Genomic DNA, 26213 nt, shown 5'->3' with positions numbered 1-26213 from the left:
ATAAGTTTATAAAAGCCCAGTAGAAAGAGTTTTTGAAAAGCTAGTTAATAACAAATATAGGTTCTCTTTTTGCACGACATACCACATCCGTGTAGCCAATATGCATCTATATTTTCATCTTCATGGCTTGACAGAAGCACTTTGCACAATGATGCAACACTCTTATGAGTTAATCACTTTTTCGCATATCATTCAGTATATCAAACAATTACAATGCGCCATCTTTTTCTTGATCATTTTATTCCGATGAGTGATAGCTATTGCTTACTTCCCCCAAGAACAGAGCCTTCAATTCACCAAACAAATCATTTCTTTAGCTGTATCGTATCCACTGGTTAGTGGATTTAAGCAGCCTTTTTCTATATTTTTCCCCTTCTATTTCCTGTTGCACAATATGTGCGACGCCTGTTCCACATTATGTGGGACACGTGCTTCACATTATGTGAGTCAGCTGTTCCACATTTGTGGAACAGGAAATATAATAGGCAAAAATGCCTTTTTACTTAGTTGTTTACGACTATTTGGCAGGGGATTTTGCCAAGTATACAGCCTTTGAAAATCGGTTATCTATTGAGTAGATCAGTCTCAGAAAAGTAGACGCAATATATCAAATTGGCAATCAGTCATTTACGGCAAAAAGTGATTATGACGAGATGTTGTTTACATATGTATAGAATAACGAAGTTTTATCCATAGCTCACATGATTTTACCAATGAGCCAGTATCAGTACATTGTTCGACCACAAGTCTAGTCATGTCTACCCCCATTTCTCTTTGTCTATAAGCCTATTTCAATAAAAATGCAAGAAGTATACGCTCATGTTATTTAAAATGCGTACCTTTGCACAGTTTTAAAAATATCCAGACTATTCATTAAAAATTAAAAATCATGGACGAAGGCCCTTATCCGAGTTACAGTAAACAGAAGTATTAACCACTCCGTAAGGGACTTTCGCAGTTGCCTTGCAGAGTTAATTTGTAAGGAGATTGCATCATGAACGAAATCATAATCCGTTTCCAAGAACTGATTGAAAATAAAAATTGGAAAACCGTAAAGAATGAACTGAGTAACCTTGAACCAGTTCAAATAGCAGAAGTTATAAGCTGCCTACAGAAATCAGATCAAATAATTTTATTCCGCCTTTTGTCACGAGATCAGGCAAAAGAATCCTTTCAACATCTTTCACACGATGAACAGGAAGATACAATTGAAGCACTAGCAGCCAATATTAATAAACTGACAGGACTACTCAATGACCTTGACCCTGACGACCGTACAGCCTTTTTTGAAGAATTACCAGGCACGGTGAGTCAGCGTTTGATGCAATTACTGTCAGAAGAAGAACGCGAAATCACCACGCAACTATTAGGTTATCCCAAAGACAGTATCGGACGTCTGATGACTACTGAATTTGTAGCGGTAAAGCCGAATTTCACAGTTTTACAAGCATTGGAACATATCCGCAAATTCGGTCGCGATTCCGAAACGCTGAACGTTGTTTACATTGTAGATTCCGATTGGAAGCTCATTGACGACGTGCGTATCAAGGAGATCATTTTGGCATCGCCCGAACAGTCCGTTTCTGAAATAAGTGACAATCGCTTTATTTCTCTCAATGCATACGATGATCAGGAAGTAGCAATTAAAGTATTTGCCGACCACGACCGCGTAGCATTACCTGTGACCGGCACGGACGGAACTTTGCTGGGTATTGTCACCGTTGACGACGTAATGGATATACAGGAAAAGGAAAGCACCGAAGACTTTCAAAAGTTTGGAGGTACGGAGGGATTGGATATGTCTTATACCAAAACATCGCTATCCGATATGATACGGAAGCGCGCCGGATGGCTCGTTATCCTGTTCTTAGGTGAAATGCTTACCGCCTCGGCTATGGCACATTTTGACGGAGAAATCGCACGTGCTGTGGTTCTGGCTCTTTTCGTCCCACTGATTATTTCAAGCGGTGGTAATTCCGGCTCACAAGCAGCCAGCCTTATTATCCGTTCGCTCGCATTAGGCGAATTAAAACTGAGAGATTGGTGGTATGTCATGCGAAAAGAAATATTTTTAGGATTGATGTTAGGTATCATCCTCGGCTCCATCGGTTTTATCCGCATATTGATTTGGCAACAAACAGGAATTTACGACTATGGAGAGTATTGGAGCTTAGTCGGAGCAAGCGTTGCCGTTTCGTTGGTTCTAATCGTATTGTGGGGTACACTTTCCGGTTCAATGATTCCGATTATTCTGAAAAAGATAGGACTAGACCCGGCTACCGCCTCAGCACCTTTTGTCGCAACTCTTGTGGATGTCACCGGACTGATTATCTACTTCACGGTAGCTGCATTGTTTTTAAGCGGCAAGTTGCTTTAATCATTTGCTGATACCCTCCACTTACAGGCATCCATATAAAGGAGTTTTCTGCAAGTCTAAATAAAAACAATTACCCACCAACACTTCCATCGATAATATCATTGGGACGGTGACTTGAATCACCGCCCCAATATCGCGAACATTGGCCGTCATCGAAAGACCAGATTGACATGCCGCAAATAAAGTTAATGAATAAAATTTTATTTTCTCTAAAATATATCTTCCTCTTGTCCGTCTTCATACATAGAGTGCGCACTCGAAAACAAATAAAAGTAGAAACATATAAAATTGTAGTGTTATGATGACAAGAGATTTTGGAATGGGATTCTTTGGAAGAATTCCATTCGGTACAGATGCAAGAAAAGAGATGTTTGAAAAATGGTCTAAAATGACTGATGAGGCAAAACTTGAATGCATGAATAAACGCATGGATGACATGCACAATGGCAAACATGAAGGTTTTTGCGGCAAACGGGAATTCACAGTAGAGGCTATCGATAAGCGTTGCGAAGAGTGGATGAAAAAGACGCCCGAAGAAAAAGAAGCATCGATCAAAGAGAAGAAAGAAATGATGGAGAAGTTTCACGAACATTTCCACAGTCATGCTCATTTCTTCGCACATGGAAGAGGCTTTGGATTCGGTGGCGACGATCGCTGCTATGCAGAAACTAAAACTGACGAGAAACAATAAGATATAAGCACCGTACTATTGAGCTGTTTTTATCTTCGTCAAAGTACCTAGAAAAAGTCCCACAAATTGTTTGTTTGTGGGACTTTACCATCAACTAATTAACCAGTAAAACACGCAAATTAAGCGAGTGTAAGAATGCAAACAACATTTAATCATTATCACACCTTCTCGTAAACACATGATTGTCGAATAGATAAAATCCATATACTTTCCTGAGGCTGGTCTATTCAATAGATAATACCAATTTCCAAAAGCTATGTACTTTGCCTTTGACAGAAAGTGAATCATCCGCAAAAGCAGCCGGAAACCACAAGCCAAAAGTTGTTTCATATACCAATCTCATGCTGTTTTCTTGCACCCACATACGTTGCCTCGTAATATGATTTGTCGCCTGTCAAAAGGGGGATAAGAAAAAGGCAAGTCAATTGGAAACAGACAGAAATTTATATAAAGTCAACGCATTGGGATCTTTCACACAACTGCCAGTCCGGAATAGACAGTTTCGCCGCTTAGAATATTTGTTTCCTGTAGAGAAGTAAACTGTTTCATAGGCACGAGCATGTTGTTTTACGGGGAACTCCTGAAAAATAGGAGAGATTGTGGCAACGACTAGGCTCCGTTTACACGTTTATATCTATTCTTTCTGATTCACGATACTACTTTATTGAAAGACTTCTGATTTACTCCACAAACATTTCCTATCCTTCCGGCTGGGTTTACATAAGAGATCGACTGCATCGAATAGACTAATCAGCCTGGGAAATAAGCAATTCAAGCGCGTGAATAAATGCTATCTAAAAGAAGACGCAAAATAAGCAATTGATATACTGGTAGATATACAAAAAAGTGATTAACTCATAAGAGTGTTGTCTTTTTGTACAAAGTACTTATATCGAGCCTCTCTGAAGAAATCAGGAACACAGATCGGAATATACGGATGTAGTATCGTTTGCAAAAAGAGTCGAAACTTACGTAGTACTCAGGAGAAATGAGCGCTTACAGATACATACTTTGGCAACTGATCCGAAAAAGTCGTATTCTTATTCTTTCTCAACTACACCTAACTATAGACACTGCTCCTTTTCTATGCCGTTCTAGAACGATCTCCATTTTACGAGATCAAAATTTGCACATAATTAGCACGAAAGTTACGGTAAATATAGGTTATTACAGGTATCTAAAAGGTCTTGTCTTATACATGGTTAATATATAAACGCAAAATGAGGCAGCTACAAATTAGTGCAACGACCTCATTCTCTGCGGAGAGAGAGGATTTTGTGCTTTACTATAACCGCCTTATAATCAGCTCAACAAAATCTCGTAAATCGTAGTGTCACCGATTTTGTCCTTACGGTCTTGCGGTAATTTGCACCGCATTTGATTAAAGATACATAATTTTAATATATATATCCTTTTTATCTGACAAACACTTCTCTTATGGAAAGAATGAATAAGGTAAGGCTTTTATCAAAAATACTCTTTCGAGGAACGAGAAAGGAAGATTCCCGATAAAATTCACTTTAGCCTTGACGTTTTATTTTTGGGATATATATTTGTGTTCAGAAAATAAAAGATTAAGTCCTCTATCAGTTCGACTGACGCCAAACTATTTTTTAGAGGCAGTTGATTTGCTCATTCAAATTATCATCTTTCTCTTGTTATTCCTCCTTTTTGTTTGAGGTCAAAATCAGAACTTTCATTTGAAGGGTCGCTCCACTTGAAGGTATAATCATATTGATCATTTATTTCTTTCAATGGTACATTCGATTGTAAAAGATTTCCGTTTAAGTCGAAATACTTCCACACATCTCGTTGTAAGCCAACTATTTTGGGTTTCTGCTTTTCCTCTCCAAAGTTAAACCAAGAGATATCTAGAACAATCTCATCGTATATACAAGATAATATTGTTTTATTTTTCCAAGACATAACGCCGTATTTTCCGTCTTTTCTAACTCGAATAACTCCACTTTGAGGAAGTCCGACATAATCATACTCTATTGGTATAACAACTTCTCCTTTGTGTGATATTATTCCGTATTTGCCGTTCTTTTTTACAAAATGGGCTTCAGGTCCATATTCCACCCAACCTGATAATCCATCATAAACAATCGGAATTATCACATTATTTTTGTTGTCTATAGTACCAATTTTTCCATCTTTTTCAACGATAAATATATCCATATCACTTGGAAACTCTTTTGTAAGGTGATTATTATACGAAGTGCTATAAATTGCATCATACTCAAAAGGTATCATTATTTTTCCATTTTCATCAAAAATCCCAACTTTATTATTTTTGCCAACATATACCGCATATCCTCCTTTCAACACATAAATGTAATTGTATTTAAATGGCTGAATAATTTCATTTTTACGAGAAACAAAACCATAAAAACCATCTTTTTTCGCTATAAATCCGGAAATTCTCGGAACAGAATGTTCGTTGTACAATGTGTCATAGAGAAATGGAATTGTTTGTTTTCCTTTGTAATCAATAAGTCCGATTTTATTCTCTTTATTCGTAACAAAAATATTGCCATCCCAATCCCGATACGACGCAATGTCTTTTATCGGGATTACTTTCAATTTTTCATCAAATATTGTAACTGCGTTTTGTTTCGTTGCTAAAAATATACTTGCATAATTAGAATAAATAGAAGGCTGTTCAATAAAATCATACTCCAATGGCAAAACTAATTTGCCATATTCGTCTATTATTCCGTATTTTCCTTTGTTCGCAACAATCGCTTTTCGTCCCAAACCGAAAACATCGGCAAAATCATACTCGCCAAAAGGAACAATAAAATTATTGTTCTTGTCGAAATATGCATATTTTACTCCTGCTTGTGTTAACATAAAATTTTTCTGTTTCTTGTTCCCATTCAAATAATCAGTTGTATTTTCGAGTGTTGCCAAAGTTCTTTCATCTTCTTTAGTTGTTAAAAGAATTGGCAAATTCTTGCTATCTTTTGGCAAATAACCCAATGGCGATTTCTCCACAAATTTATAATCTCCTTGACAAAACGCAAAAGTTTGATAGCAAAAAGAAAAAACACTATCAATAGATTTCGCTTTTCTACTTGTTTCAAATTGTTTCTATTGCTCATAAATTTCAAATTCTAATTTTCTGTCGGTACGCTTAAAATTATCTACAACGGACCTCTTTTACTCGCTTCCAAATCGCACTTCGCTGTCCGCCGATTACCACTAACTCTTAAATAGGCACAATAGTTATTCAAAATACGCAATGCGTATAAAGAATAAAAATGCCGATGCAATTTATTAGCAAATACAAATATAGTAACTATCTGTAAAACAGGCACTATTTACCGTTAAAATCCTTTAACATTGCCGATTCCGGGCTTTATATGGGGGTCTATAGCTGGCTTTATCTCTTGATACTAGTCTAAGATAGTTTGCCCGTTGATAGATAATTGATAGATAAACGGTACTTGTCGGGGCGTTCGGTTTTCCCTGCTCCTTTAAAATTTCCAGCTTGGCATCCTGTACGTCAAAATTCCGCTCGTATTCGGGCGAATGTAGTTTGCCCATAAACACGATTTGCTCCCCACGAAACAGCTTCTTAAAATAGCCTCAACTGTTCATCCTAAACCCTTGCACAATTTCACCACACGCAGGTTCCCGCCTAATATTAGTAGAAATCCAGACAGCACACTTTTTGTCTTTTTTTGTCTTTCAGACCAGACTGAATTGCAAGAAAAAACCCTACAAGTCATTGAACTTGTAGGGTTTGTCTTTGTTTTGGCTTCTTTTATCTTAGCCTTTCAGCGGAGAGAGGGGGATTCGAACCCCCGGTACACTTTTGGCGTACACACGCTTTCCAGGCGTGCCTCTTCAACCACTCGAGCACCTCTCCTTTTGTATTTAGGTTATAATAGTTCTGAAAAGAAACAGCAGCTTTACGGGCTGCTGCGTTTGCGGAGAGGGAGGGATTCGAACCCCCGGAAGTATGACCTTCAACGGTTTTCAAGACCGCCGCAATCGACCACTCTGCCACCTCTCCATAACTCCTTTCCAGAAGTACTTTCCTCTAAAAGCGCTGCAAAGGTACAAAGATATTTTAAACATGCAAATGTTTCCTTTAAAAAAATAAGTAGACCGATTGATAACTGCGGAAAAGAATCTAAACAAAACTCTTTAGCAGGCAAAATATCGCCAACTTCACCTTCATACCCATAAATAGGTATTTCATGTTTTTCAAGATAAAATAGAGCATATTTATACTAGTTATATGAGAATTCGTCGTAACTTTGTGCGCTCTAAAGAGAAGGATAACAAAAACTCTAATTTTATCATGTTATGGAATTAAATAAGATCTTTAAAAATGGTCTTTGGAGCAAAGAAATCAATGTGAGAGATTTCGTAAGCAACAATGTAACTCCGTATACCGGAGATTCCTCTTTTCTGGAAGGACCTACCCAAAGAACCCAAACTGTTTGGAATCATTGCTTGAAAGCGTTAGCTGAAGAAATAAACAACAATGGTGTCCGTTCATTGGACAATAAAACAGTTTCGACCATTACTTCCCACAAAGCCGGATATATCGACAAGGAAAATGAGCTCATCGTTGGTTTGCAAACCGATGAACTCCTAAGACGTGCTATCAAGCCTTTTGGAGGTATCAATGTAGTAAGTAAAGCTTGCCACGAGAATGGAGTGGAAGTGGATGAACGCGTAAAAGACATCTTCACGAATTATCGTAAAACGCATAATGACGGGGTGTTTGACGTATATACCGAAGAGATTCGCTCGTTCCGTTCTTTAGGTTTCCTCACCGGACTCCCTGACAATTATGCTCGCGGACGTATTATCGGTGACTATCGCCGTATGGCTCTGTATGGAATTGATCGATTGATTGAAGCCAAACAAGCAGACCTACAAGGATTGACCGGTCCGATGACCGATGCCCGAATCCGCTTACGCGAAGAAGTAGCCGAACAGATCAAAGCTCTAAAAGAGATGAAGGTCATGGGTGAATATTACGGTATCGATCTAAGTCGTCCGGCCTATACTGCCCAAGAAGCCGTACAATGGTTTATATGGCTTATCTGGCCGCAGTTAAAGAACAGGATGGTGCTGCCATGTCATTGGGTAATGTATCTTCTTTCCTCGACATCTATTTGGAATATGAATTGAGTAAAGGGATCATTACAGAATCTTTTGCTCAGGAGTTGATCGACCAATTCGTGATCAAATTGCGTATGGTACGTCACCTGCGGATGCAATCTTACAATGATATATTCGCCGGAGACCCGACTTGGGTTACCGAATCATTAGGCGGACGTTTCAATGACGGACGCACAAAGGTAACTAAGACCTCTTTCCGCTTCTTACAAACGCTGTATAACCTGGGTCCTTCGCCGGAACCGAACCTGACTGTACTTTGGAGTCCCGAATTGCCGGAAGGCTTTAAAGAGTTCTGTGCACAAGTTTCTATTGACACCTCTTCTATCCAGTACGAAAATGACGATCTGATGCGTGAAGTACGCCAATCAGACGATTATGGTATTGCTTGCTGTGTGTCGTATCAGGAGATCGGTAAGCAAATTCAGTTCTTCGGTGCCCGTTGCAACTTGGCAAAAGCCCTGTTATTAGCTATCAACGGAGGACGTTGCGAGAATAGCGGAACGCTGATGGTGAAAGATATCCCTGTACTGACCGGTGATACACTAAGAATTGAAGAGGTTATGAGTAACTATAAGAAAGTGCTGATCGAAATTGCCCGTATTTACAACGAGTCAATGAACATCATCCACTATATGCACGATAAGTATTATTACGAAAAGGCTCAAATGGCTCTCGTCGATACAGATCCGCGTATCAATCTGGCTTATGGTGTAGCAGGACTTTCCATTGCGCTCGACTCGTTGTCAGCTATCAAGTATGCGAAGGTTACTGCTCGTCGCAACGACATCGGCCTGACGGAAGGATTCGATATTGAAGGTGAATTCCCTTGCTTCGGTAATGACAATGATAAAGTTGACCACTTAGGTGTTGACCTCGTCTATTTCTTTAGCGAAGAGTTGAAGAAACTACCAGTTTACAAGAATGCCCGCCCTACCCTCTCGTTGCTAACCATTACTTCGAATGTGATGTATGGTAAGAAAACAGGAGCTACGCCTGATGGCCGCGCCAAAGGTATAGCATTTGCTCCGGGAGCTAATCCGATGCATGGACGCGATAAGAACGGAGCTATTGCTTCATTGAGTTCAGTAGCCAAACTACGTTATCGTGATGCGCAGGACGGTGTCAGCAATACTTTCTCTATTGTACCGAAATCATTAGGAGCTACTGCGGAAGATCGCATAGAGAATCTGGTTACCATGATGGATGGTTATTTCATCAAGGGAGCTCATCACCTAAATGTGAATGTGCTAAACCGGGATATGCTGTATGATGCAATGGAACACCCTGAGAAATATCCTCAGCTGACTATTCGTGTATCAGGATACGCCGTTAATTTTGTAAAATTAAGTCGTGAACACCAGTTGGAAGTGATTAGCCGCTCTTTCCACGAACGTATGTAAATCGAATTTATATATGATGATAAAAGTTCACTCGTACGAAAGTATGGGAACATTCGACGGGCCGGGCTTACGGCTCGTCGTTTTTCTTCAAGGATGCAATTTCCGTTGTTTGTATTGTGCCAATCCTGACACAATAGCAAGCAAAGGAGGAACCCTGACCCCACCCGAAGAGATTATCCGTATGGCTATGAGTCAGCGTCCTTTCTTTGGGAAGCGCGGAGGAATTACTTTCTCCGGAGGGGAACCTACGTTTCAGGCGAAAGCATTAGTACCGTTAGTTCGCGAGTTGAAAGAAAAAGGTATACACACTTGCCTGGATAGCAATGGAGGAATCTGGAACCAGGATGTGAAAGAACTTCTGGGACTTATTGATTTGGTGTTATTGGATGTCAAAGAGTTTAATACCGTCCGTCATCAAGCCCTGACAGGAAAAGGAAATGAGCAAACGCTTCGCACAGCCGCTTGGTTGGAGGAGCATGAAAAGCCTTTCTGGTTACGTTATGTGCTTGTACCCGGCTACAGTGATTTTGAAGAAGACCTCCGTCAACTGGGAGAAAGCTTGGGGAATTACAAGATGATTCAGCGCGTAGAGCTTCTTCCTTATCACACGTTGGGCGTTCACAAGTATGAGGCTATGGAAAAGCAGTACATCCTGAAAGAAGTGAAAGAAAATACACCTGAACAACTTGAAAAAGCCGCCGGAATTCTCCGGGAATACTTCCGGCAGGTACAAATCAATTGAGATACTTATATAAAAGAAACGTCGTTGCTCGAACTAGTAAGTTTAAGCAACGACGTTTCTTTTTATATTGTATCTATATTAATAGGTAAAGCGAATACCTGCTTGTATATTGAAGTTGAACGGGTTTTCTTTACGTATTGTTTCCACGTCCGAACCATCCTTAAAGTAATAAGCTACTCCGGGTTCAACATAAACTCCGAGACGTTTAGTCGCATTTAACTGAGCACCCACACCTCCCGATACGGAGAACTGCAAGGGTTTTACCGTTTCTTTTTCGCTTCCTAACTTGCCGTATATACATTTCTCTACCATACCTCCACCGGTTACATATAGAGTTACGAGTTTCTTATCCAGAAAGTTCCAGTTAGCTCGCAAAGGAATACCGAGGTAATGCAACTTCTGTTCAATGTTCTGTTTATCATCGGCCAACTCCACATCCGAAGAAAGCAACGTATAAGTCAATCCGGTTTCGATGGAGAATCCCTTTTTCAGGTTTTTACGAACGGAGAACCCGACCGAGATTGGCTGATGGTGTTCGATATTCATCACTTCTTTAGCGTATCGCAAATAAGGTATCCCATCATCAAAGACCAGAGTCTGATCGTTTGGAATAGTTATTCCGTTAGTCACCGCAGTCATGCTCAAGCGCGACATATAGGGAGGGACTCCACTTCCGAGTTCCGTATTAGTTGCACCGGAGTTTCCGACTGAAAGCCCCATTGCCCATTTTCCTTTCTTTGTTGGTTTCTTTTCTATCGGAATATGCAATTTGTCTTTTCCGGATGGACGACGTGGTTGCTTTTGAGGTTTCACATCTACTTCTGATTCATTTTGTTTTTCCTCAACCAATAGCTGCTTTTCCGTTGATTCCTGTTTCTCAACCACCTTGGGTGTCTCCTTCGTTTCTTCTCCCCTCTCCAACTCCTGCAGGGGTGTAGGAATCGAAATTATATTTTCAGCCTTTGCCAGTCGTTGATGTTTTATTGGCACAACCGGACGGGTAAGTGGTTCCACATCTATTCCTTCTGCATCGGGTTGTCTCACTCCCGGCATTTCATTCGGCGTAGAGGCCACTGCAGGGGATGAGAAATGACGTATTTCATCTGCAGCGGGTGTTCCTAAGAAATAGAGACTGACTGACGAGACTAAAGCCAGTACAATCACAGCCGCAGCAGCTACAATCCATTTGCGATAAGGATATATCTTTTTTTCTACCGGAGGACTAAGTTCCTGTTCCAGTCGTTCCCAACCGGAAGCGGGGATCGGTTCGGAATGATTCTCGAACTTCTCCTTTAGCTTATCCATCCATAATTCTCTATCTTTCATATCTCTGCTATCCATTATTCATTATCCACTCTTTTACTTTGTTTGCTAATACCTTCTTCGCCCTAAATAGCTGTGAAGCGGACGATTTTTCATTAATACCTAAAAGGTCTGCTATCTCCTTATGAGATTTCTCTTCAAATACATAAAGGTTAAACACAGTGCGGTAGCCCGGAGGCAGTTCATCGATGAACTGCATAAGCACTTTTTGGGGAATCGTCTCGACTTCCATAGCATCGGGTTCTTCGTATGTATCGGGTACTTCTTCTAAAGGATTCGATAGATTCATTACATCATTCTTACGCAGATATTGCAAAGCCGTATTGATCATAACGCGCTCCATCCATGCCCGTAAGGACCCCTCACCACGCCATGTAAACTTGTCGAATGAATCAAAGATTTTGAGAAATCCATCGTGAAGCCAATCTTCGGCTGTATCTCGGTTGCCCGCATAGCGAAGACATACCCCAAGCATACGCCCCGCATATTGTTCATACAGTTCTTTGCGGGCTTGATTATTCCCCAGCCTGCATTGTTCCGACAACTCAAATTCTTCCATTCTTTTCCTGTACACGTGTTTACCTAAATAAATGCAGCAAAGATAGAAATACTGCATAGACAGAACAACTCTTCGATAGCTTTTGTTTCTTTAACAGTCACGAACGCAATAATTTAATTCTTTTCGTATTTCTCAAGTACGAAACAAAGCTTTAATATCAAAACCAATAACATATGAAGTTTCTTAGATTTAGTGTATACATACTTGTAATATTCACACTCACATTAACCGTCCAATCGTGTTTGGATGACGATAAGGATTCTACCGAAACATTGGTCATAAGTACCATTAAGATGCCCGATCCGAAAGGAACGGAGTTTTATTTCGGACTGGATGACGGAAAGAAAATGTATCCGGGAGATATTAAAAGTATCGGAGACTACAAGCCGATAGATGGGCAACGTGCTTTTGTGATATTCAATTCCTTTGAAGAAAAGGTTGCGGGTTACGACTATAATATCCAAGTCAGGAAAATCGTAGATATATTAACTAAGGAAATTGTTACGCTAGGAGAAGGAGAAAATACAGAGGAGAATCTGGGGAATGACAAGATCAATATTACCTATATGTGGGTTACCAATGACTTGAAGTACCTAACTATAGAGTTTCAGTATTATGGCACACAAAACTCAGAGAAGAAACACTTCCTGAATTTAGCTATTAAGAACTTGGAACCAGCTCCTACGTCAAACGAAGACAGCGAATACATCACGTTGGAGTTCCGCCATAACAAGAAAGGCGACACTCCCGATCGACTAGGAGAAGGTTACGTCTCTTTCAAACTTAATCAGATAGAGTCGCAGATGGAAGGTAAAAAAGGACTAAAGATACGTGTCAACACGCTTTATGAAGGAGAGAAGTACCTTACTGTAAACTTCCCCTCTTAGCATCGTACTTCTTATAAAGGATTACACTTTTTTTCTTAGATCTTAATATATAATTACACTGAAGAAGAAAGGGCTGATCGGCAAACGGTCAACCCTTTCTCTTTTTTCAGAGCAGATACTGAACAGGCTGTAAAGACATCATCTCTTTGGGTACGGAAGCTTGTACCCGTTCTTTCAATACCTGTAACAGCGTATGCCGCACAAAATCTTTATTGGTTATAAGCACAACCTGGCGGGTTGGACGCGGTATGGCAAACGGGCGAACCAGTTCGCGTTGTACTTCCGTCAGTTGGGAAACGGCAAGTTCGGGTATAAAGGTAACTCCTTTCCCACTCTCCACCATACGCATAAACGTCTCCATGCTTCCTAAATGATAAGCCATTTGACTAACCTTCACTGCTTCCATCTGGCAAAAGCGTACCAACTGATCACGAAAACAATGCCCTTCATCCAACAACCACAACCGTTCACCGGTAACATCCGAGCTACGGATCACTTCGTGCTTAAACAGCGGATCCTTCCGGGAAACGTATCCATAGAATTGTTCATAGAAAAGCGTGTCTTCGCTCAACATACGATCGTCTAACAAGCTGGCAATGATACCCGCGTCAATATCGCCGGAATGCAACGCTTGCTGAATCTCGTGTGTTTTCATCTCCGTAATGCGGATATCCAGTTCGGGGTACTCTTCCATTAACTGCGGAAAGAAACGAGGAAGCAGATAAGGAGCGATCGTGGGCAGAACCGCTAACCTAAAAGTGCCGGTCATCGACTGCTTCTCTTCACATATGATTTCCTTTACCAGTGCAGTCTCTCCCAGAATGATGCGGGCTTGGGCTATTACCTTTTCACCGATCGCAGTCGGACAAACCGGCTGCACCGTTCGATCGAACAGCTTTACGTCCAATTCTTCTTCTAACTTTTGAACCATCGCACTCAAGGTGGGTTGGGTAACCCGACAGTACTCTGCCGCACGGGCAAAGTGCCGAAACTGGTCAATAGCCAGTATGTATTCCAATTGTTGTATCGTCATCTATTAAAAAAGCATTAGTTATAGACTGTATCTATGCAAAGATAGAAATTTTCAGTTTGACACAAAGCTTTTTCCTGCTTAACTTTGTCGTACGAAAAAGAAAACAGATATAAATTTTTAAAACGAAAAGAATATGAAAACTCTATCTTTAATCCATTTGAATGAATCGGGAGCTAACAATGTAGTCGTTTCTTTGCAACAGTTACTGGCAGACTTCCAAGTATATTACACAAATCTACGTGGGTTCCACTGGAACATTAAAGGATCTGATTTCTTTGTACTCCACAGTCAGTTTGAAACCATGTATGATGATGTTGCGGAAAAGATCGACGAAATAGCCGAACGAATTCTGATGCTGGGAGGAACTCCTTCCAATAAGTTTAGTGACTATCTGAAAGTGAGCCACATCAACGAAGTCGATCAGGTAACTAATGGTGGAAAGGCTTTGGAGAATGTACTGCAAACATTGAGTACATTGATTGGAGAGGAACGCAAGATTTTAGCCATTGCCTCTCAGGCCGAAGATGAAGGTACTGTTGCATTGATGAGCGATTACCTGAAAGAACAGGAGAAATCGGTTTGGATGCTGACAGCTTACAGCAGTAAGTAATTAGCCTTTCAAAGGCTATAATAACGAAAGAGGGAGCTACTTTTTTATAAGTAGCTCCCTCTTTCGTTATTAGTAAGTATGCATTGACGGATGACAAGTACTTTAACCAGTCATAAAGAGTATAGAATGACTAAAATGAGATAAAAAATCGTCTTTGGTCTTGTTGTCGAAAGATAGGAATGACTGGCTTCGAAGTTGTGGCAAATGTGTGTCGGGGTTGCGTCTATCCAATATTGGTTTGTTGATTCACTACACAACTGAAGACAAACGCCACATTCGGAAAACAAACAACGTTTCTTTTATCAAGATTCCCCCGCTCTGTTTATTCGTGCCAACGTAGAGTCACGGCAGTGCCAGCACGTTGTCACAGTAGTGCCACCAGTATGTCACAGTTGTGCCAAGGCGTTGGCACAGTCGTGACAGTGGCTTGGCACAGAAGAAGAGCCCCTTAGTTTGCGGATTAATGCTGTAACATACTATCGGGTAAGCTGCTACCCGGCCACTCATTAGAAACTATATTTTTGAAGCTCCCTAGCGCAGTTTCATTTATTTGCTTCTTTGCCAAATAGGCCGATTATGGATAGAGTATTTGGGTAGTCAGCTTGATATCATCGGAGGAGGCTCCCACCATAACCTGAAAACTTCCCGGCTCAACAACCCGTTTAAAGTTCCGGTCGATGATCATAAAGTCTTCCTTAGTAAGCGTAAAACGGACAGACTTGGTTTCTCCACGTTTCAGGAATAAGCGCTTAAACTGTTTCAATTGCTTGAGAGGTTGCACAACAGACGCAAATTCATCTCGGAGATAGAGCTGCGCCACCTCCTCACCATCGTATTTCCCTGTATTGGTGATATTAAAGGATACTTCTTTTGTGTCATTTTCTTTCGAAACAATACGTAAGTCCGCATACTCAAACGTGGTATAGCTAAGTCCGTAACCAAAGGAATAGAGAGGTGTGGCAGGCATTTCTACATAATTGTGTACCAGAGGAGCTTTCTTATTGTAATGCACCGGAAGCTGTCCCACAGATCTCGGCGTAGAAATAGGCAATCGCCCTGCCGGATTGTAGTCTCCAAATAAAACATCAGCAATGGCAAGCCCACCTTCCTGCCCAGGGTAATAGGCTGTAAGTAGTGCATTAGCATGCTCGGCTGCCCAATTTTTGTTCAACGGACGCCCTTCAATATAAATAACGATCAAAGGCTTGCCGGTCTTTTGCAAAGCTTCCAGTAATTCTTGCTGCCGACCCAGCAGAGATAAACTAGCCCGATCGAATCCTTCGCCACATTCCATGTCACTAAGCTGTTCCTTATCCGTTACCGCTGCTCCTGTTTCCTTGTAAGTGGTCTTAAAGTCACGTGCACTGGAACCACCAACCACCGCAATGACAACGTCTGAGCGGAGGGCGGCGGCAACAGCTTCGTTTATTTCGTTCATTGTGGTATCCCGAATAGCACAGCCTCGAACATATTCGACCTTCGAAGAAGTGAGCTTGGAAACAACCCCATCCAATACGGTTTTTACATTCTTGTCCTCCTGCGGAGCCGTGTAATCTCCCAACATATTGTACCGATTATCAGCGTTAGGACCAACCACGGCCACTTTACGTATATTCTTATCTAAAGGCAAGATGGAAGCTTTATTCTTCAATAAGGTAACAGAAGCCTGTGCCATCTGACGAGCGCAGTCTATATGTGCCGCGTTACGAACGCTCTCTACAGCTTTTTGAGAGTCGACATAGGGGTTTTCAAACAATCCCATAGCAAACTTCAACTGCAAGACTCGGCGAACAGCCGTATCAATAGCAACCTCAGCGATCCGATGATCTTCTACAGACTGACAGAGTTTTATGTACGCGTCGCCTCCCAAATCAATATCGACTCCTGCAGTCAGGGCTTGGACAGCCGCCTCATCCACGGAAGAAGCGACATAGTGATTCTCATGAATTCCTTCAATGCTATACAAGTCGGAAACCACAAATCCCTTAAACTGCCATTCGTTGCGCAAGAGCTCGGTCAGCAGATACGAGTTGGCTGTACAAGGAATGCCGTCAATCGAATTATAGGAAGTCATAACCGAGAGTGCGCCGGCATCAATCGCGCGTTGAAAAGGAGGAAGAAAACTCTCATGCAGCTCCCGCATGCCTACTACAGCCTGATTTCCATTTTGTCCACTCTCCGGAACGGCATAAGCCAGAAAGTGCTTCAAAGTGGCTACTGTACTATGGGGAAGAGAAAGATCTCCGCCATTAGTCAGCCCCTGCACCATCGAAGCTCCTAATATTCCGCTTAATACGGGGTCTTCACCAAAGGTTTCTTCGACTCGCGACCAACGAGGATCACGCGTCAGGTCGAGCACAGGACCATAACTTATGTGGGCCCCCTGAGATCGTATCTCCTCTCCTATTATTCTGCCTGCCTTTTGTAATAAATCGGGTGACCAGGTAGCCGCCATACCGATTCCGGTCGGAAAAACGGTTGTCCCAATTGCCATATGCCCATGCGGAGCTTCTTCCGCCAAGAACAAAGGAATACCCAACCGCGTATTCTCAATTACATATTTCTGTAAGGCATTTCCCGCTTTGGCTGCTAAAGCCGGAGTCAGGCCATTGGCCAAGGTCTTTTTGGTCCAGGGATCGGCGCGGTAGGTAGCCCAAAGCATCCCCGCATTGCGATCTTTGATTAGTTGTTTAAACTTATCCGAAGGTTGAACACGGTTGCCCTGTATGACATACATCTCCCACCCTAAAGGACAAAGTAGCTGACCGACCTTCTCCTTCAACGTCATTCGGGAGAGCAAGTCCTGCACTCTAGCCTCAACGGGCAGAGCCGCATCTTTGTAAGGTAGAGTCTTTTTCTGGGCAGAAACAAAAACGGTTGTTATTGCTACAACAAGAAGAAGAAAAAGTCTTGGGTTATTAGTACTCTTTATAGTAAGCATCATCGTAAACTTCGATTAATAATAAACTATCATTGAACTCCGACTTCCGCCAAACCGATGCTATCTTCTCCATCGATAGTACGAATAGCTTTCACTTTGACGTATCGGGCATTAACGGGAGTGAAATAGATCTTTTGCAGTATCGGATTATTGCGGATATTAGAGAACTCCCCTGTGGTAATCGTTTTGAAGTTCGAATCGGATCCTGCTACAGAAAGCTCATAGGATGCAATCAATCCCTTATTATATTCCCCCTGATCGGGCAGATAATAGAATGTTTGTATCTCTTTCTCTTCTCCCAGATCAAGGACAAATTCCTTCCCCTGAATGAAACAGGTTGTTTGTTCCTGCTTATCCCTACATTTAGCCAGTTCCTCTTCATGAACTCCCAAGAGTGTGAAAGGCAAGCTTTTGAGTTCGGCCACGGCAGGCTGGTAGTTTTCCTGCGAACCAGCTACATAGTATGCACCAAGCTCATTGATACACAAACAAGCACGCGCATCGACAAAGCGAATACGTACCTGATCCGTCTCGACTGTTTCAAAACGAAGCAGACGTTTATAACCGATTGTCGTGGTCTCTTCGTTACACTTCACAGGCAACCACTGATGCCCCTGTTTGTATTCCACAACGAATGCTTTCACCCGCTGACCTAAAGGTATATATTCTTGAATCATAAGCCGATTGATCAGAGTAGGGTGCTCAAAAGAACAAGTCAGATCGGCAGAAGTCACTCCATCATTCGTAGCCCAATACGTATCATATACACCATCCGTCAAGGCCAAAGTAGAAAACTGCTTTCCGCGTTCGCCGGAAGCATTTATCTTAGCTGTTGCGAGTAAGTTGTTAGCCAGTTCAGCCTGAACACGTTGATGAAACTGAACGGCATTTAATGAATCCGCCGGATGGATCAATCCGTTGCGACCGACCGGAAAGTTCAACAACAAAGTCGCATTGTGTCCTACACTCCGGTAATATAAATCGGTCAATTCATCGACCGTCTTGACTTTATCATTTTCCTCCGGATGATAAAACCATCCCGGACGGATAGACACATCACATTCAGCAGCGACCCACTGATTGCCGTCCGCATACCCATACTGCAATTCTCGGTATTTGGGATAACCCGGATATACTTCCCCCGCACGTAAGAAAGACCAATTGGTAGCTCCCGCAAATCCACTCTCATTGCCAACCCAGCGACAGCCGGGACCGCCATCGGAGAAGATAACCGCCTGCGGTTGCAATTCATCAATCATCCGATAAGCTCGCGGATAATCATAGTATGTTTTACGATCAATTGTACGTACTTCTTTACTTCCTCCGTACCATCCGTCGCCACCATTAGCACCATCAAACCACACTTCGAAGACTTCGCCGTAATTGGATAGTAATTCGTGCAACTGTTTGTAGAAGTAATCGACATATTCCGGAGTTCCGTAGTTAGCCTGATGCCTATCCCAAGGAGATAGATACACGGCAAACTTGATACCGTATTTCTTACAGGCATCTGAAAGTTCACGCACAATATCCCCCTTACCATCTTTATAAGGCGTATTCCGAATGCAATATTCCGTCAATTGTGTAGGCCACAGACAAAAACCGTCATGATGCTTAGCGGTAAGAATAACACCTTTCATGCCGGCTTTTACAAATGTCTGCACCCATTGTTCGCAGTCCAATCGAGTCGGGTTGAAAGTTTGGAGATCAGAATCGCCGTATCCCCACTCCCGATCGTTAAAAGTATTCAGCCCGAAGTGTACAAAAGCGTAAGTCTCCATCTTCTGCCAGTTGACTTGTTTCTCCTGCGGAACAGGCAGAACGGGCTCAGGCGCCTTAACTGTTTGACAACCGGAAAGTAGCAGAAAGGGTAATGCTACAACAATGGATCTCAGAGATAAATGTGTTTTCATAATCATATATCTTTTTTATTATTTACCAATGGCGATAACCTTCAATGGCTGATTCAGGGCTTTGTCGTCTACTACCGGATATACCGAGGTTTCCTGCATACCGACTAGCGGTTTTGTGCAATAATAGGTAACGTTCATTTCGCCTCTTTCCTTCGCCTTTACCAATTTGGGGGCGGAATAGTGGATATCCGCATTCCCTCCGACAGTTACAAAGGTAAGATTTATATCCCGATCCGAATCGTTGGCATACTTTAATTTTATCGTTTTGCGCTCGTTTACCTGCACGGTTCCAAAAGCCAACACCTTGAGATTCATCCATAAACCATTTCCGTAGTTATACGAATAGTTTTCTTCCACCGGATGTTCGTAAGGATTCACCGTTCCTTTTACCCAAATACGGGTATAAGCGGCGTTGTTATTACTTAGTACAACAATTTCTTTACTGAAGAAGCCAGGGCGATAAGCCGGATTATAGGATACTTTGACCCACCCCGTACCATTCGCTCTGACCGGTTCTTTAGAAAATTCAAATTGCACACAGCTACATCCGCTGTTCACCGCGTTTATGAAAACGGGTTCCTTACTTGTGTTCTTAAACTTAAATATGTGAGAGGCAACGCCATCTACTTCATTGATTTTACCAAAATCAAAGATCTTCTCTTCAAACCGAATAGCTTCACTAAACACAGGTGTTTGAGCTTTCAGAAAAGAAGAAAACAATAAAAACAAAACTGTTATGGACAAGACTATTGGTTTCACAATCCTTTTCAATTATTTACCGTTAAACATCTACTTCTATACAACCAGTCGCAGGCGGCAGTATATAATGAGGGGAACAAAGCCAGCCTTAGCAAACTCAGCTTTGTTCCTCTCCATTCCTATTTCCGGTTGTTATTTACAGATATTGCTTTCGCTCTTATCCCAACCGATATAATTCTGTCTGTCAGTCAAGTGGGTGCCCGGATCAGCTTCGGATTCCGTAACACAACGCCAAGTGTCCGACCAGTCGATCGTATATCCATTGCCTGTGGCATCATGGAATATATAACCACTTCCCTCGTTCAGTTTCCAATAAGCTACCAGCCCCTGAGATTTAGGATCCACACGGCAAATTCCATCCACTAATTCGTATTCGTTCAACACCCGGTCCCATACTCTGGCCTCGCTGATGCTACCTTTGAAAACCTGGCTGGACGGATATCCAGCCCAAGACATACCAATTTCAACTCCTTTGAATACAGTCGAATAACTTGTAACAGTCTGTTCGCTGTCTTTCACTCCATCCACGTACATCGTAAGTTTACTTCCATTGTAAGTAAGTGAAAGCATATACCATCTACCCGGTTCAAAAGTTGTTGTAGCAAAGTGATTCTTTCCTGCGCCAGTGCAGTACTGCAAACGGTTAGCAACGCCACCTTCTCCAAAACGGAACATAACCGTATTCGACCCATTGAAAGAGAAGAAACGAGAGATACCACTCAGTTCTTTGGCATTAATCTTAATTTCATACGTGAAGTTTGTCAAAACTTTCTGTTTAGCCTCAGCAAAGTAGTAGTTACTGTAAGACTGAGAATTGCTAATGTCTAAAGCGGCAAACTTGCCGGAAGGATCATCCGGCGTATAATCACCCGGATCAGTAGGAACTGTTACTTTCGGATAGTCGACAATCAAGTAAACCGTATTGTAATTCGCTTTAGCTTGCAGACCGATGGAAACTTCTTTCATCGTAATCGGCAACATATACGTAGTACCTTCAGTCAGATTGGCCAATGAATTCAACGTGACTTTCACTTCCGACGACTTCTGTTCGCCTACCGGTATAGTCGTATTTAAACCTTCAACCGTAACATCGGCATTTGTCGGAAGAGCCACATAGCTTCCTCCTCTATTCGTGTTGTAGTATGCAACCAGTGAGCGATCTACCTCGAACGTTACCGTCTCGTCCTGTTGAACGCGACTTGCAGCAGAAGCTGTGAACGAGTAAGAAGAAGGAAGGTTTGCAATACTGACTTTAGATGTTCCCATATAAGTTCCACCTGTAATAGATACGTCAGACTTCACATCTCCCGGATATTTAACTTTCACCGTTGCCCAAGCCGTATTATTCTGCACAGACACTTTACCGCTTCCATCAACACTGGTCAGGCGAACCGGTAATAAGTATTCGCGCTTATTCAGCGTGATAAAGTTTTCCGCAGGAACTCTTACTTCGATCGAATCGACCGATTGATTCTTACCGGTCTCTAATGTAGCGATCGATTTAACGATCTTATAGGCATCTGCCGGAAAAGCTTCATAAGAAGTTCCGTTGGTTGTATTGTAAAGAGCGACTAACGAGTTGTCGACTTCTGCATGCACCTTGATCGTTTTTTCTGCCGAGCGGGTAGACTTCACCGGTAGTTTAACAACCACCTCATCTCCCAACGCACCGATCGAAGTCCAATCCACATTGAAACTTAACGAATTAGCAGGCGTTGTTATTTTCGAAGAGGTAAAGTAAATCAAGTTGTTAGGGTTACCCTCAACATCGTAACTTTCACTATCACATGATTGGAGGTTCAGAACTCCAATTAGGGTCAATAATCCTAGGATATACTTATTAATTTTCATAATCATTGTATATTCTTTATTGGTTACACTTATTCTTATCATCACTATCCCAAGCTATAGCCGAGCTATAATTCAGGTTATAAGATAGGCCGGCACCCTCATTGATTTCACGTGCGGTTTTTGTCCAGTCCATGTCATATCCATGTCCGGTTGCATCTTTAAAGATACTTCCCTGGCCTTCGTTCATCTTCCAGTAAGCAAGCAATCCTTCCGATTGAGCGTCGACACCACAAAGTCCCATCTGGAGTTCAGCCGGACTCAAAGCCCGATTCCATACACGAACTTCGGCAATACGACCACGGAAATACTGAGAACCCCGATAGCTAGTCCAGGACATCCCCAATTCGAAGCGTTGGAAATCTACAGGTTTACCATCACCAGCGCCTTCGGTATCTTTCACACCATCCACATACATGGTCAGCTTGTTGCCATCATAGGTCAGAGAAACCATATACCAACGATCCGTGCTAAAACGGGTATTCGAAACAATACTTCCACTCGGACTAACCCACTGCATGGCATTTACATCCATACCGGCCTCACCGAAACGAAGCATACTCGAGCGTTTCTCATCGGCAGAAGTAAAGCTGCACAAACGGGCAATGCTATGCCACTGTTGCGAATGAAACTTAATCTCATACGTAAAGTTTGAAAGCTCCTTTTTCTTATCTTCCGAGAAGATAAAGTTGCTATAGAGATTTGTATTGCTAACATTCAACGAAGTAAACTGAATAACCCGCGAAATCTGCAAGAATATAGTCTTCGACGGTTGGAGTACTTCCAAACCGTCTACTTGTGTCATTGTTACAGGAACAACATAAACGCGGCCTTCTGCAAAGTTTTCGGTAGAAACGACCTTTACGGTTGCCGGTGTTGAGAAAGCCTTGCCTGACGGAATAACCACATCGTTACCTTCCAGCGTTACCGCTCCATCGGGAATTACATAGTAGCTTGTTTTATGCTCCTTATTATAGGCTTCAACCAACGAATTGTCGATCGCAAACTTTACTTTTACTTCCTTATCAACTTTACTGGTAGCAGATGCTGTTACGGCATAAGCAGATGGAGTATCCTCTACTACAAACTTCGTAACGGGTGTAGTTTCTGTTCCGGTGATGTAAACGACCGTCTTTCCATAGTCAAACTTATCGCCCTCTGTGCAGCCCATCAAAGCTAACGCTCCGAAAGACATGGCCAACAAAGAATTTCTTAAATTATATGTTTTCATATTCAAAATGTCTTTTTATATATTCATCCAACAAACCAAATTACTCCTTGATAGAAGGGTTACAAAGCTGAATACCACGACGGACATTGTAGTAGGGTACACCAGTCTTTGAATAATAGTCACGGTCAAAGTAGAAAGCGCCAAAACCGCCTTTTCTACCCTGAGTCGGATTCCAACGTGCCATACCTTCCATCGAATACATTCGCGTTCCCTTACCTACCGGATCGCTCCATACAGGAGAAGTGATCGTGTTACCGTCTGCTTCGGTAAAGGCAACTCCACCGTTTTCATAGTAATCACCAAATGTCTCGCAACAGATGTATTTGGAAGGTTCAATCCAGTTAACAGCGGCGTATGCACTCTGCAAACGGGATGCGGAACCGAATCCGTAACACTGCTGTACATAGTAATTCACTAATTCGCCCGAACTACGTGGAGGCCTTTCGCTATAATAGTCGATTATAAACAACTTATCCGAATGTATTCCTTTCGGACCAATCAGTTCGCCCAGATATTTGCAAAGAATCTCAAAGCGAACTCCGCCATCTCCCCAATATCCACGAGGTTCGTAGTCAATGTCCGTACCATCAATATCGTACTTCAAGATATCGGCAACAATACTTTCGGCATACGCTTTCAGTCCCTCTTCACCATCCACATTCAAATCCCATTTTTTCCCGTTATACGTAAACTCGGTATGCCAGGAAGCATCGGTATGAGATACAAAACGCGTACCTTTCACCTGCTGACAGTGGCGCATATCTTGATAAGCGATAGGCATATAATTAACTTCCGACGGATCGTTACTTGGAATTCCCATCCATAAGTTAACGATATCCAGACTGTCCGGCAAACCGATGAAACGCTCGCCCCATGAAGCGGGATCTTTATACCCTTCTACCCCCTCGATAGGAGCGTAAGCTGCATAATAGCCAAAAAAGACAGCATGATCGCTCTTTTTATATTCGCGAAGGTTTTTATAATACTGCTCATCATAAGTTTTGAGTTTTTGTATTGCTTCGGACTCAATATCAGTATCACAACTATAAAAAGCCAGTGCACCGACAAGCAAAGCAAGTAACTCGTTATTTTTGTCTTCATTGTAATCAGTTTTTTATTAAACAAAGTTATAGTCCCAAGTCTCAGCGAGCTCTCTGATCCCACCAAAGTTTTGTTCCACCATTATCTTGTCCTCCCAAAGCGGCAATACCACTGGCAACACCGTCAGCGTTATTAATCTTTTCATCACGTGTATAAGGCAACCGACGAACCTGCAAGGTTGTGTTGATCGTACCGTTACTACTGTTTCTTACCACAGGAATCACTTCCGGATAGCCCGTACGACGGTATTCACTCCATCCCTCCGGTCCGTCAGGATATATGGCGATCCATTTCTGGGTAATTATACGTTCCAGCTTACTTTCAAAACCGGCACTCTCGTTCCATGCCGGAGTAACCTTACTGGTAAATGTGTAGTTATCACTTCCCACATTATCGGTGAAAGCTCCCGGAGTAGAAGTGGCATCAGCCAAATAATCGTCTATACCTGCAGCATTATTCTCTTCAAAAGAGATGCGTACGCCCTGTTCGTAGAAATGTTTGGCAGTTCCACCCATCGTCCAACCACGTAAAGCACCTTCAGCACGCAGGAAGGAAGATTCAGCAGCCGTCATCCATACAACCGGAGTCGATGCACGGGCAATGTTTAAGTTGGAAATCTTGTCACCTTGATAATTGCTCATGTTGCTTGTAGTGATACCAATGCGTACCCCGTGATACTTACCGTCTGCTGCAGCAGTAAAGTAAGAACTCACGCGAGGGTCTTTCAATCCGCTCATATACGAAACAATGGTAGCACCCGGCCGACAGTCGCCCGAGTTGAAGTTATAAGCAATCTCGTGCAACGGATGATGGTACTCCAACATATTGTGCAACAATTCGGCGCGATCGGCTTTCGTTTCGATCAATCCGAAAGGAGATTGAACTGATTTCAGAGCTTCCTTTTCCGCCAATTCAGCATCGGCATAAGCGACACGTATAGCCAGACGCAAACGTAGCGTATTAGCGAACTTCACCCATTTGGCTACATTACCGGCATATACACAATCATAATCACTCATCAGTTTGGCATTACTATTACCATTGACATAGTTGCCCAATACTTCAATCGCGTTATCCAATTCTTCAAAGAACTGGGCATAAACCTTGTCCATAGAATTATATAAGCTGGAAGAGCCGTAGGTTACATACGGAATCGGACCGAATGAGTCGGCAATCCGGTGCATACCTTCTACCTTTACGATAGTAGCCAATGCATCTACTTCAGCCAGACCTTGTTCCGTAGCTATTTTATGTATATTCTGCCAAGGAGCCATGATACCGGTGTATGCATAGTCAAATGTAGCATTCACCCATTGCTCCTGAAAGTTATACTGACCGTTATGGTTCGTAGAACCTAAAGTGGCAGCTATATAACCCGAATAAAGGTCATGTGATAGATTTTGAGCGATCTGATAGTCAGAGTCGAGTTTGTCTCCATCATTAACGATAACAACCCGTCGGATCATCTGAGAAAAGAAAGCCCCTGTTTTCAGGTTATCGACCTCCATCATCTCCTCTGTCACCTCATTCGGATTCACATTATCAATATAATCAATGCATGAAGTAGTATTTAATAGAATCAAAGACATTCCCATGACAGGAAGCTTACTCCATGATAATATTTTATTTAATATCATATCTTCTACAATT

Annotated in this window: 16 protein-coding genes, 2 tRNA genes and 1 pseudogene; 6 read left to right on the top strand and 13 right to left on the bottom strand. The window is 42.1% G+C overall.

Going from position 1 to position 26213, the window contains the following annotated elements:
• The first annotated feature begins 994 nt into the window (after nucleotides 1-994).
• Together mgtE and JCM10512_RS12340 are read left to right on the top strand one after the other, a co-directional pair.
• The gene (gene mgtE, locus JCM10512_RS12345; protein ID WP_044163451.1) at nucleotides 995-2377 is read left to right on the top strand and encodes a magnesium transporter; all 1383 of its coding nucleotides are present in this window, start codon (nucleotides 995-997) and stop codon (nucleotides 2375-2377) included.
• A gap of 298 nt (nucleotides 2378-2675) precedes the next feature.
• The gene (locus JCM10512_RS12340; RefSeq protein WP_044163450.1) at nucleotides 2676-3068 is read left to right on the top strand and encodes a hypothetical protein; all 393 of its coding nucleotides are present in this window, start codon (nucleotides 2676-2678) and stop codon (nucleotides 3066-3068) included.
• Between the two features lie 1644 nt (nucleotides 3069-4712).
• Here the strand turns inward: JCM10512_RS12340 and JCM10512_RS12335 are convergent.
• The 3 genes from JCM10512_RS12335 to JCM10512_RS12325 form a co-directional block, all read right to left on the bottom strand.
• Entirely contained in the window at nucleotides 4713-6068 is a 1356-nt protein-coding gene (locus JCM10512_RS12335; protein ID WP_148298387.1) for a WG repeat-containing protein, read from the bottom strand.
• Nucleotides 6069-6857: 789 nt separating this feature from the next.
• Nucleotides 6858-6945, bottom strand: a tRNA-Ser gene (locus JCM10512_RS12330).
• A 62-nt stretch (nucleotides 6946-7007) separates the two neighbouring features.
• A tRNA-Ser gene (locus JCM10512_RS12325) sits at nucleotides 7008-7092 on the bottom strand.
• A gap of 296 nt (nucleotides 7093-7388) precedes the next feature.
• Between JCM10512_RS12325 and pflB the strand changes: the two are divergent.
• Both pflB and pflA read left to right on the top strand, forming a co-directional pair.
• Nucleotides 7389-9616 (top strand): annotated as a pseudogene (gene pflB, locus JCM10512_RS12320) (formate C-acetyltransferase).
• 16 nt (nucleotides 9617-9632) lie between these two features.
• Nucleotides 9633-10358 (top strand): pyruvate formate-lyase-activating protein, encoded by a 726-nt coding sequence (pflA, locus tag JCM10512_RS12315; protein ID WP_044163525.1) that lies wholly within the window; start codon nucleotides 9633-9635, stop codon nucleotides 10356-10358.
• 78 nt (nucleotides 10359-10436) lie between these two features.
• On the opposite strand, the gene JCM10512_RS12310 is transcribed toward pflA, so the two are convergent.
• On the bottom strand, nucleotides 10437-11684 hold the full coding sequence (locus JCM10512_RS12310) for an outer membrane beta-barrel protein (RefSeq protein WP_044163522.1): 1248 nt from the start codon (nucleotides 11682-11684) through the stop codon (nucleotides 10437-10439).
• A gap of 7 nt (nucleotides 11685-11691) precedes the next feature.
• On the bottom strand, nucleotides 11692-12240 hold the full coding sequence (locus JCM10512_RS12305) for an RNA polymerase sigma factor (RefSeq protein WP_044163448.1): 549 nt from the start codon (nucleotides 12238-12240) through the stop codon (nucleotides 11692-11694).
• 173 nt (nucleotides 12241-12413) lie between these two features.
• Here JCM10512_RS12305 and JCM10512_RS12300 point away from each other — a divergent pair, with 173 nt between their 5' ends.
• Entirely contained in the window at nucleotides 12414-13127 is a 714-nt protein-coding gene (locus tag JCM10512_RS12300) for a NigD1/NigD2 family lipoprotein (RefSeq protein WP_044163447.1), read from the top strand.
• Nucleotides 13128-13233: 106 nt separating this feature from the next.
• Here JCM10512_RS12300 and JCM10512_RS12295 read toward each other — a convergent pair whose 3' ends face one another.
• A complete protein-coding gene (locus JCM10512_RS12295) occupies nucleotides 13234-14160 on the bottom strand; it encodes a hydrogen peroxide-inducible genes activator (protein ID WP_044163446.1) in 927 nt (308 codons plus the stop codon).
• A gap of 133 nt (nucleotides 14161-14293) precedes the next feature.
• On the opposite strand from JCM10512_RS12295, the gene JCM10512_RS12290 reads away from it, so the two are divergent.
• Complete coding sequence (locus JCM10512_RS12290) at nucleotides 14294-14770, top strand: Dps family protein (protein ID WP_044163444.1); 477 nt, start codon at nucleotides 14294-14296, stop codon at nucleotides 14768-14770.
• 574 nt (nucleotides 14771-15344) lie between these two features.
• Here the strand turns inward: JCM10512_RS12290 and JCM10512_RS12285 are convergent.
• The 7 genes from JCM10512_RS12285 to JCM10512_RS12255 form a co-directional block, all read right to left on the bottom strand.
• Nucleotides 15345-17714: a glycoside hydrolase family 3 N-terminal domain-containing protein gene (locus JCM10512_RS12285; RefSeq protein ID WP_044163442.1), complete on the bottom strand. Its 2370-nt coding sequence runs from the start codon at nucleotides 17712-17714 to the stop codon at nucleotides 15345-15347.
• 26 nt (nucleotides 17715-17740) lie between these two features.
• Nucleotides 17741-19624 (bottom strand): alpha-L-fucosidase, encoded by a 1884-nt coding sequence (locus JCM10512_RS12280; RefSeq protein WP_044163519.1) that lies wholly within the window; start codon nucleotides 19622-19624, stop codon nucleotides 17741-17743.
• A gap of 18 nt (nucleotides 19625-19642) precedes the next feature.
• Entirely contained in the window at nucleotides 19643-20383 is a 741-nt protein-coding gene (locus tag JCM10512_RS12275) for a DUF1573 domain-containing protein (RefSeq protein WP_052517195.1), read from the bottom strand.
• Between the two features lie 132 nt (nucleotides 20384-20515).
• On the bottom strand, nucleotides 20516-22240 hold the full coding sequence (locus JCM10512_RS12270) for a DUF1735 and LamG domain-containing protein (RefSeq protein WP_052517194.1): 1725 nt from the start codon (nucleotides 22238-22240) through the stop codon (nucleotides 20516-20518).
• Between the two features lie 10 nt (nucleotides 22241-22250).
• The gene (locus JCM10512_RS12265; protein ID WP_044163440.1) at nucleotides 22251-23462 is read right to left on the bottom strand and encodes a DUF1735 and LamG domain-containing protein; all 1212 of its coding nucleotides are present in this window, start codon (nucleotides 23460-23462) and stop codon (nucleotides 22251-22253) included.
• A gap of 40 nt (nucleotides 23463-23502) precedes the next feature.
• Entirely contained in the window at nucleotides 23503-24534 is a 1032-nt protein-coding gene (locus tag JCM10512_RS12260; RefSeq protein ID WP_044163438.1) for a glycoside hydrolase family 18, read from the bottom strand.
• 70 nt (nucleotides 24535-24604) lie between these two features.
• Complete coding sequence (locus JCM10512_RS12255) at nucleotides 24605-26200, bottom strand: RagB/SusD family nutrient uptake outer membrane protein (RefSeq protein ID WP_052517193.1); 1596 nt, start codon at nucleotides 26198-26200, stop codon at nucleotides 24605-24607.
• Nucleotides 26201-26213 lie beyond the last annotated feature (13 nt).

The organism is Bacteroides reticulotermitis JCM 10512 (assembly GCF_000517545.1).
Classification (GTDB): domain Bacteria; phylum Bacteroidota; class Bacteroidia; order Bacteroidales; family Bacteroidaceae; genus Bacteroides; species Bacteroides reticulotermitis.
The sequence above is the reverse complement of the archived record's forward strand: the minus strand, read 5'-3'. Positions and strand labels throughout refer to the sequence as shown.

Excerpts from the sequence above, each read along its gene's own strand:
- mgtE (WP_044163451.1), top strand. The coding sequence starts at position 995 with ATGAACGAAATCATAATCCGTTTCCAAGAACTGATTGAAAATAAAAAT.
- JCM10512_RS12340 (WP_044163450.1), top strand. The coding sequence starts at position 2,676 with ATGATGACAAGAGATTTTGGAATGGGATTCTTTGGAAGAATTCCATTC.
- pflA (WP_044163525.1), top strand. The coding sequence starts at position 9,633 with ATGATAAAAGTTCACTCGTACGAAAGTATGGGAACATTCGACGGGCCG.
- JCM10512_RS12310 (WP_044163522.1), bottom strand. The coding sequence starts at position 11,684 with ATGAAAGATAGAGAATTATGGATGGATAAGCTAAAGGAGAAGTTCGAG.
- JCM10512_RS12305 (WP_044163448.1), bottom strand. The coding sequence starts at position 12,240 with ATGGAAGAATTTGAGTTGTCGGAACAATGCAGGCTGGGGAATAATCAA.
- JCM10512_RS12300 (WP_044163447.1), top strand. The coding sequence starts at position 12,414 with ATGAAGTTTCTTAGATTTAGTGTATACATACTTGTAATATTCACACTC.
- JCM10512_RS12295 (WP_044163446.1), bottom strand. The coding sequence starts at position 14,160 with ATGACGATACAACAATTGGAATACATACTGGCTATTGACCAGTTTCGG.
- JCM10512_RS12290 (WP_044163444.1), top strand. The coding sequence starts at position 14,294 with ATGAAAACTCTATCTTTAATCCATTTGAATGAATCGGGAGCTAACAAT.
- JCM10512_RS12285 (WP_044163442.1), bottom strand. The coding sequence starts at position 17,714 with ATGATGCTTACTATAAAGAGTACTAATAACCCAAGACTTTTTCTTCTT.
- JCM10512_RS12280 (WP_044163519.1), bottom strand. The coding sequence starts at position 19,624 with ATGAAAACACATTTATCTCTGAGATCCATTGTTGTAGCATTACCCTTT.
- JCM10512_RS12270 (WP_052517194.1), bottom strand. The coding sequence starts at position 22,240 with ATGATTATGAAAATTAATAAGTATATCCTAGGATTATTGACCCTAATT.
- JCM10512_RS12265 (WP_044163440.1), bottom strand. The coding sequence starts at position 23,462 with ATGAAAACATATAATTTAAGAAATTCTTTGTTGGCCATGTCTTTCGGA.
- JCM10512_RS12255 (WP_052517193.1), bottom strand. The coding sequence starts at position 26,200 with ATGATATTAAATAAAATATTATCATGGAGTAAGCTTCCTGTCATGGGA.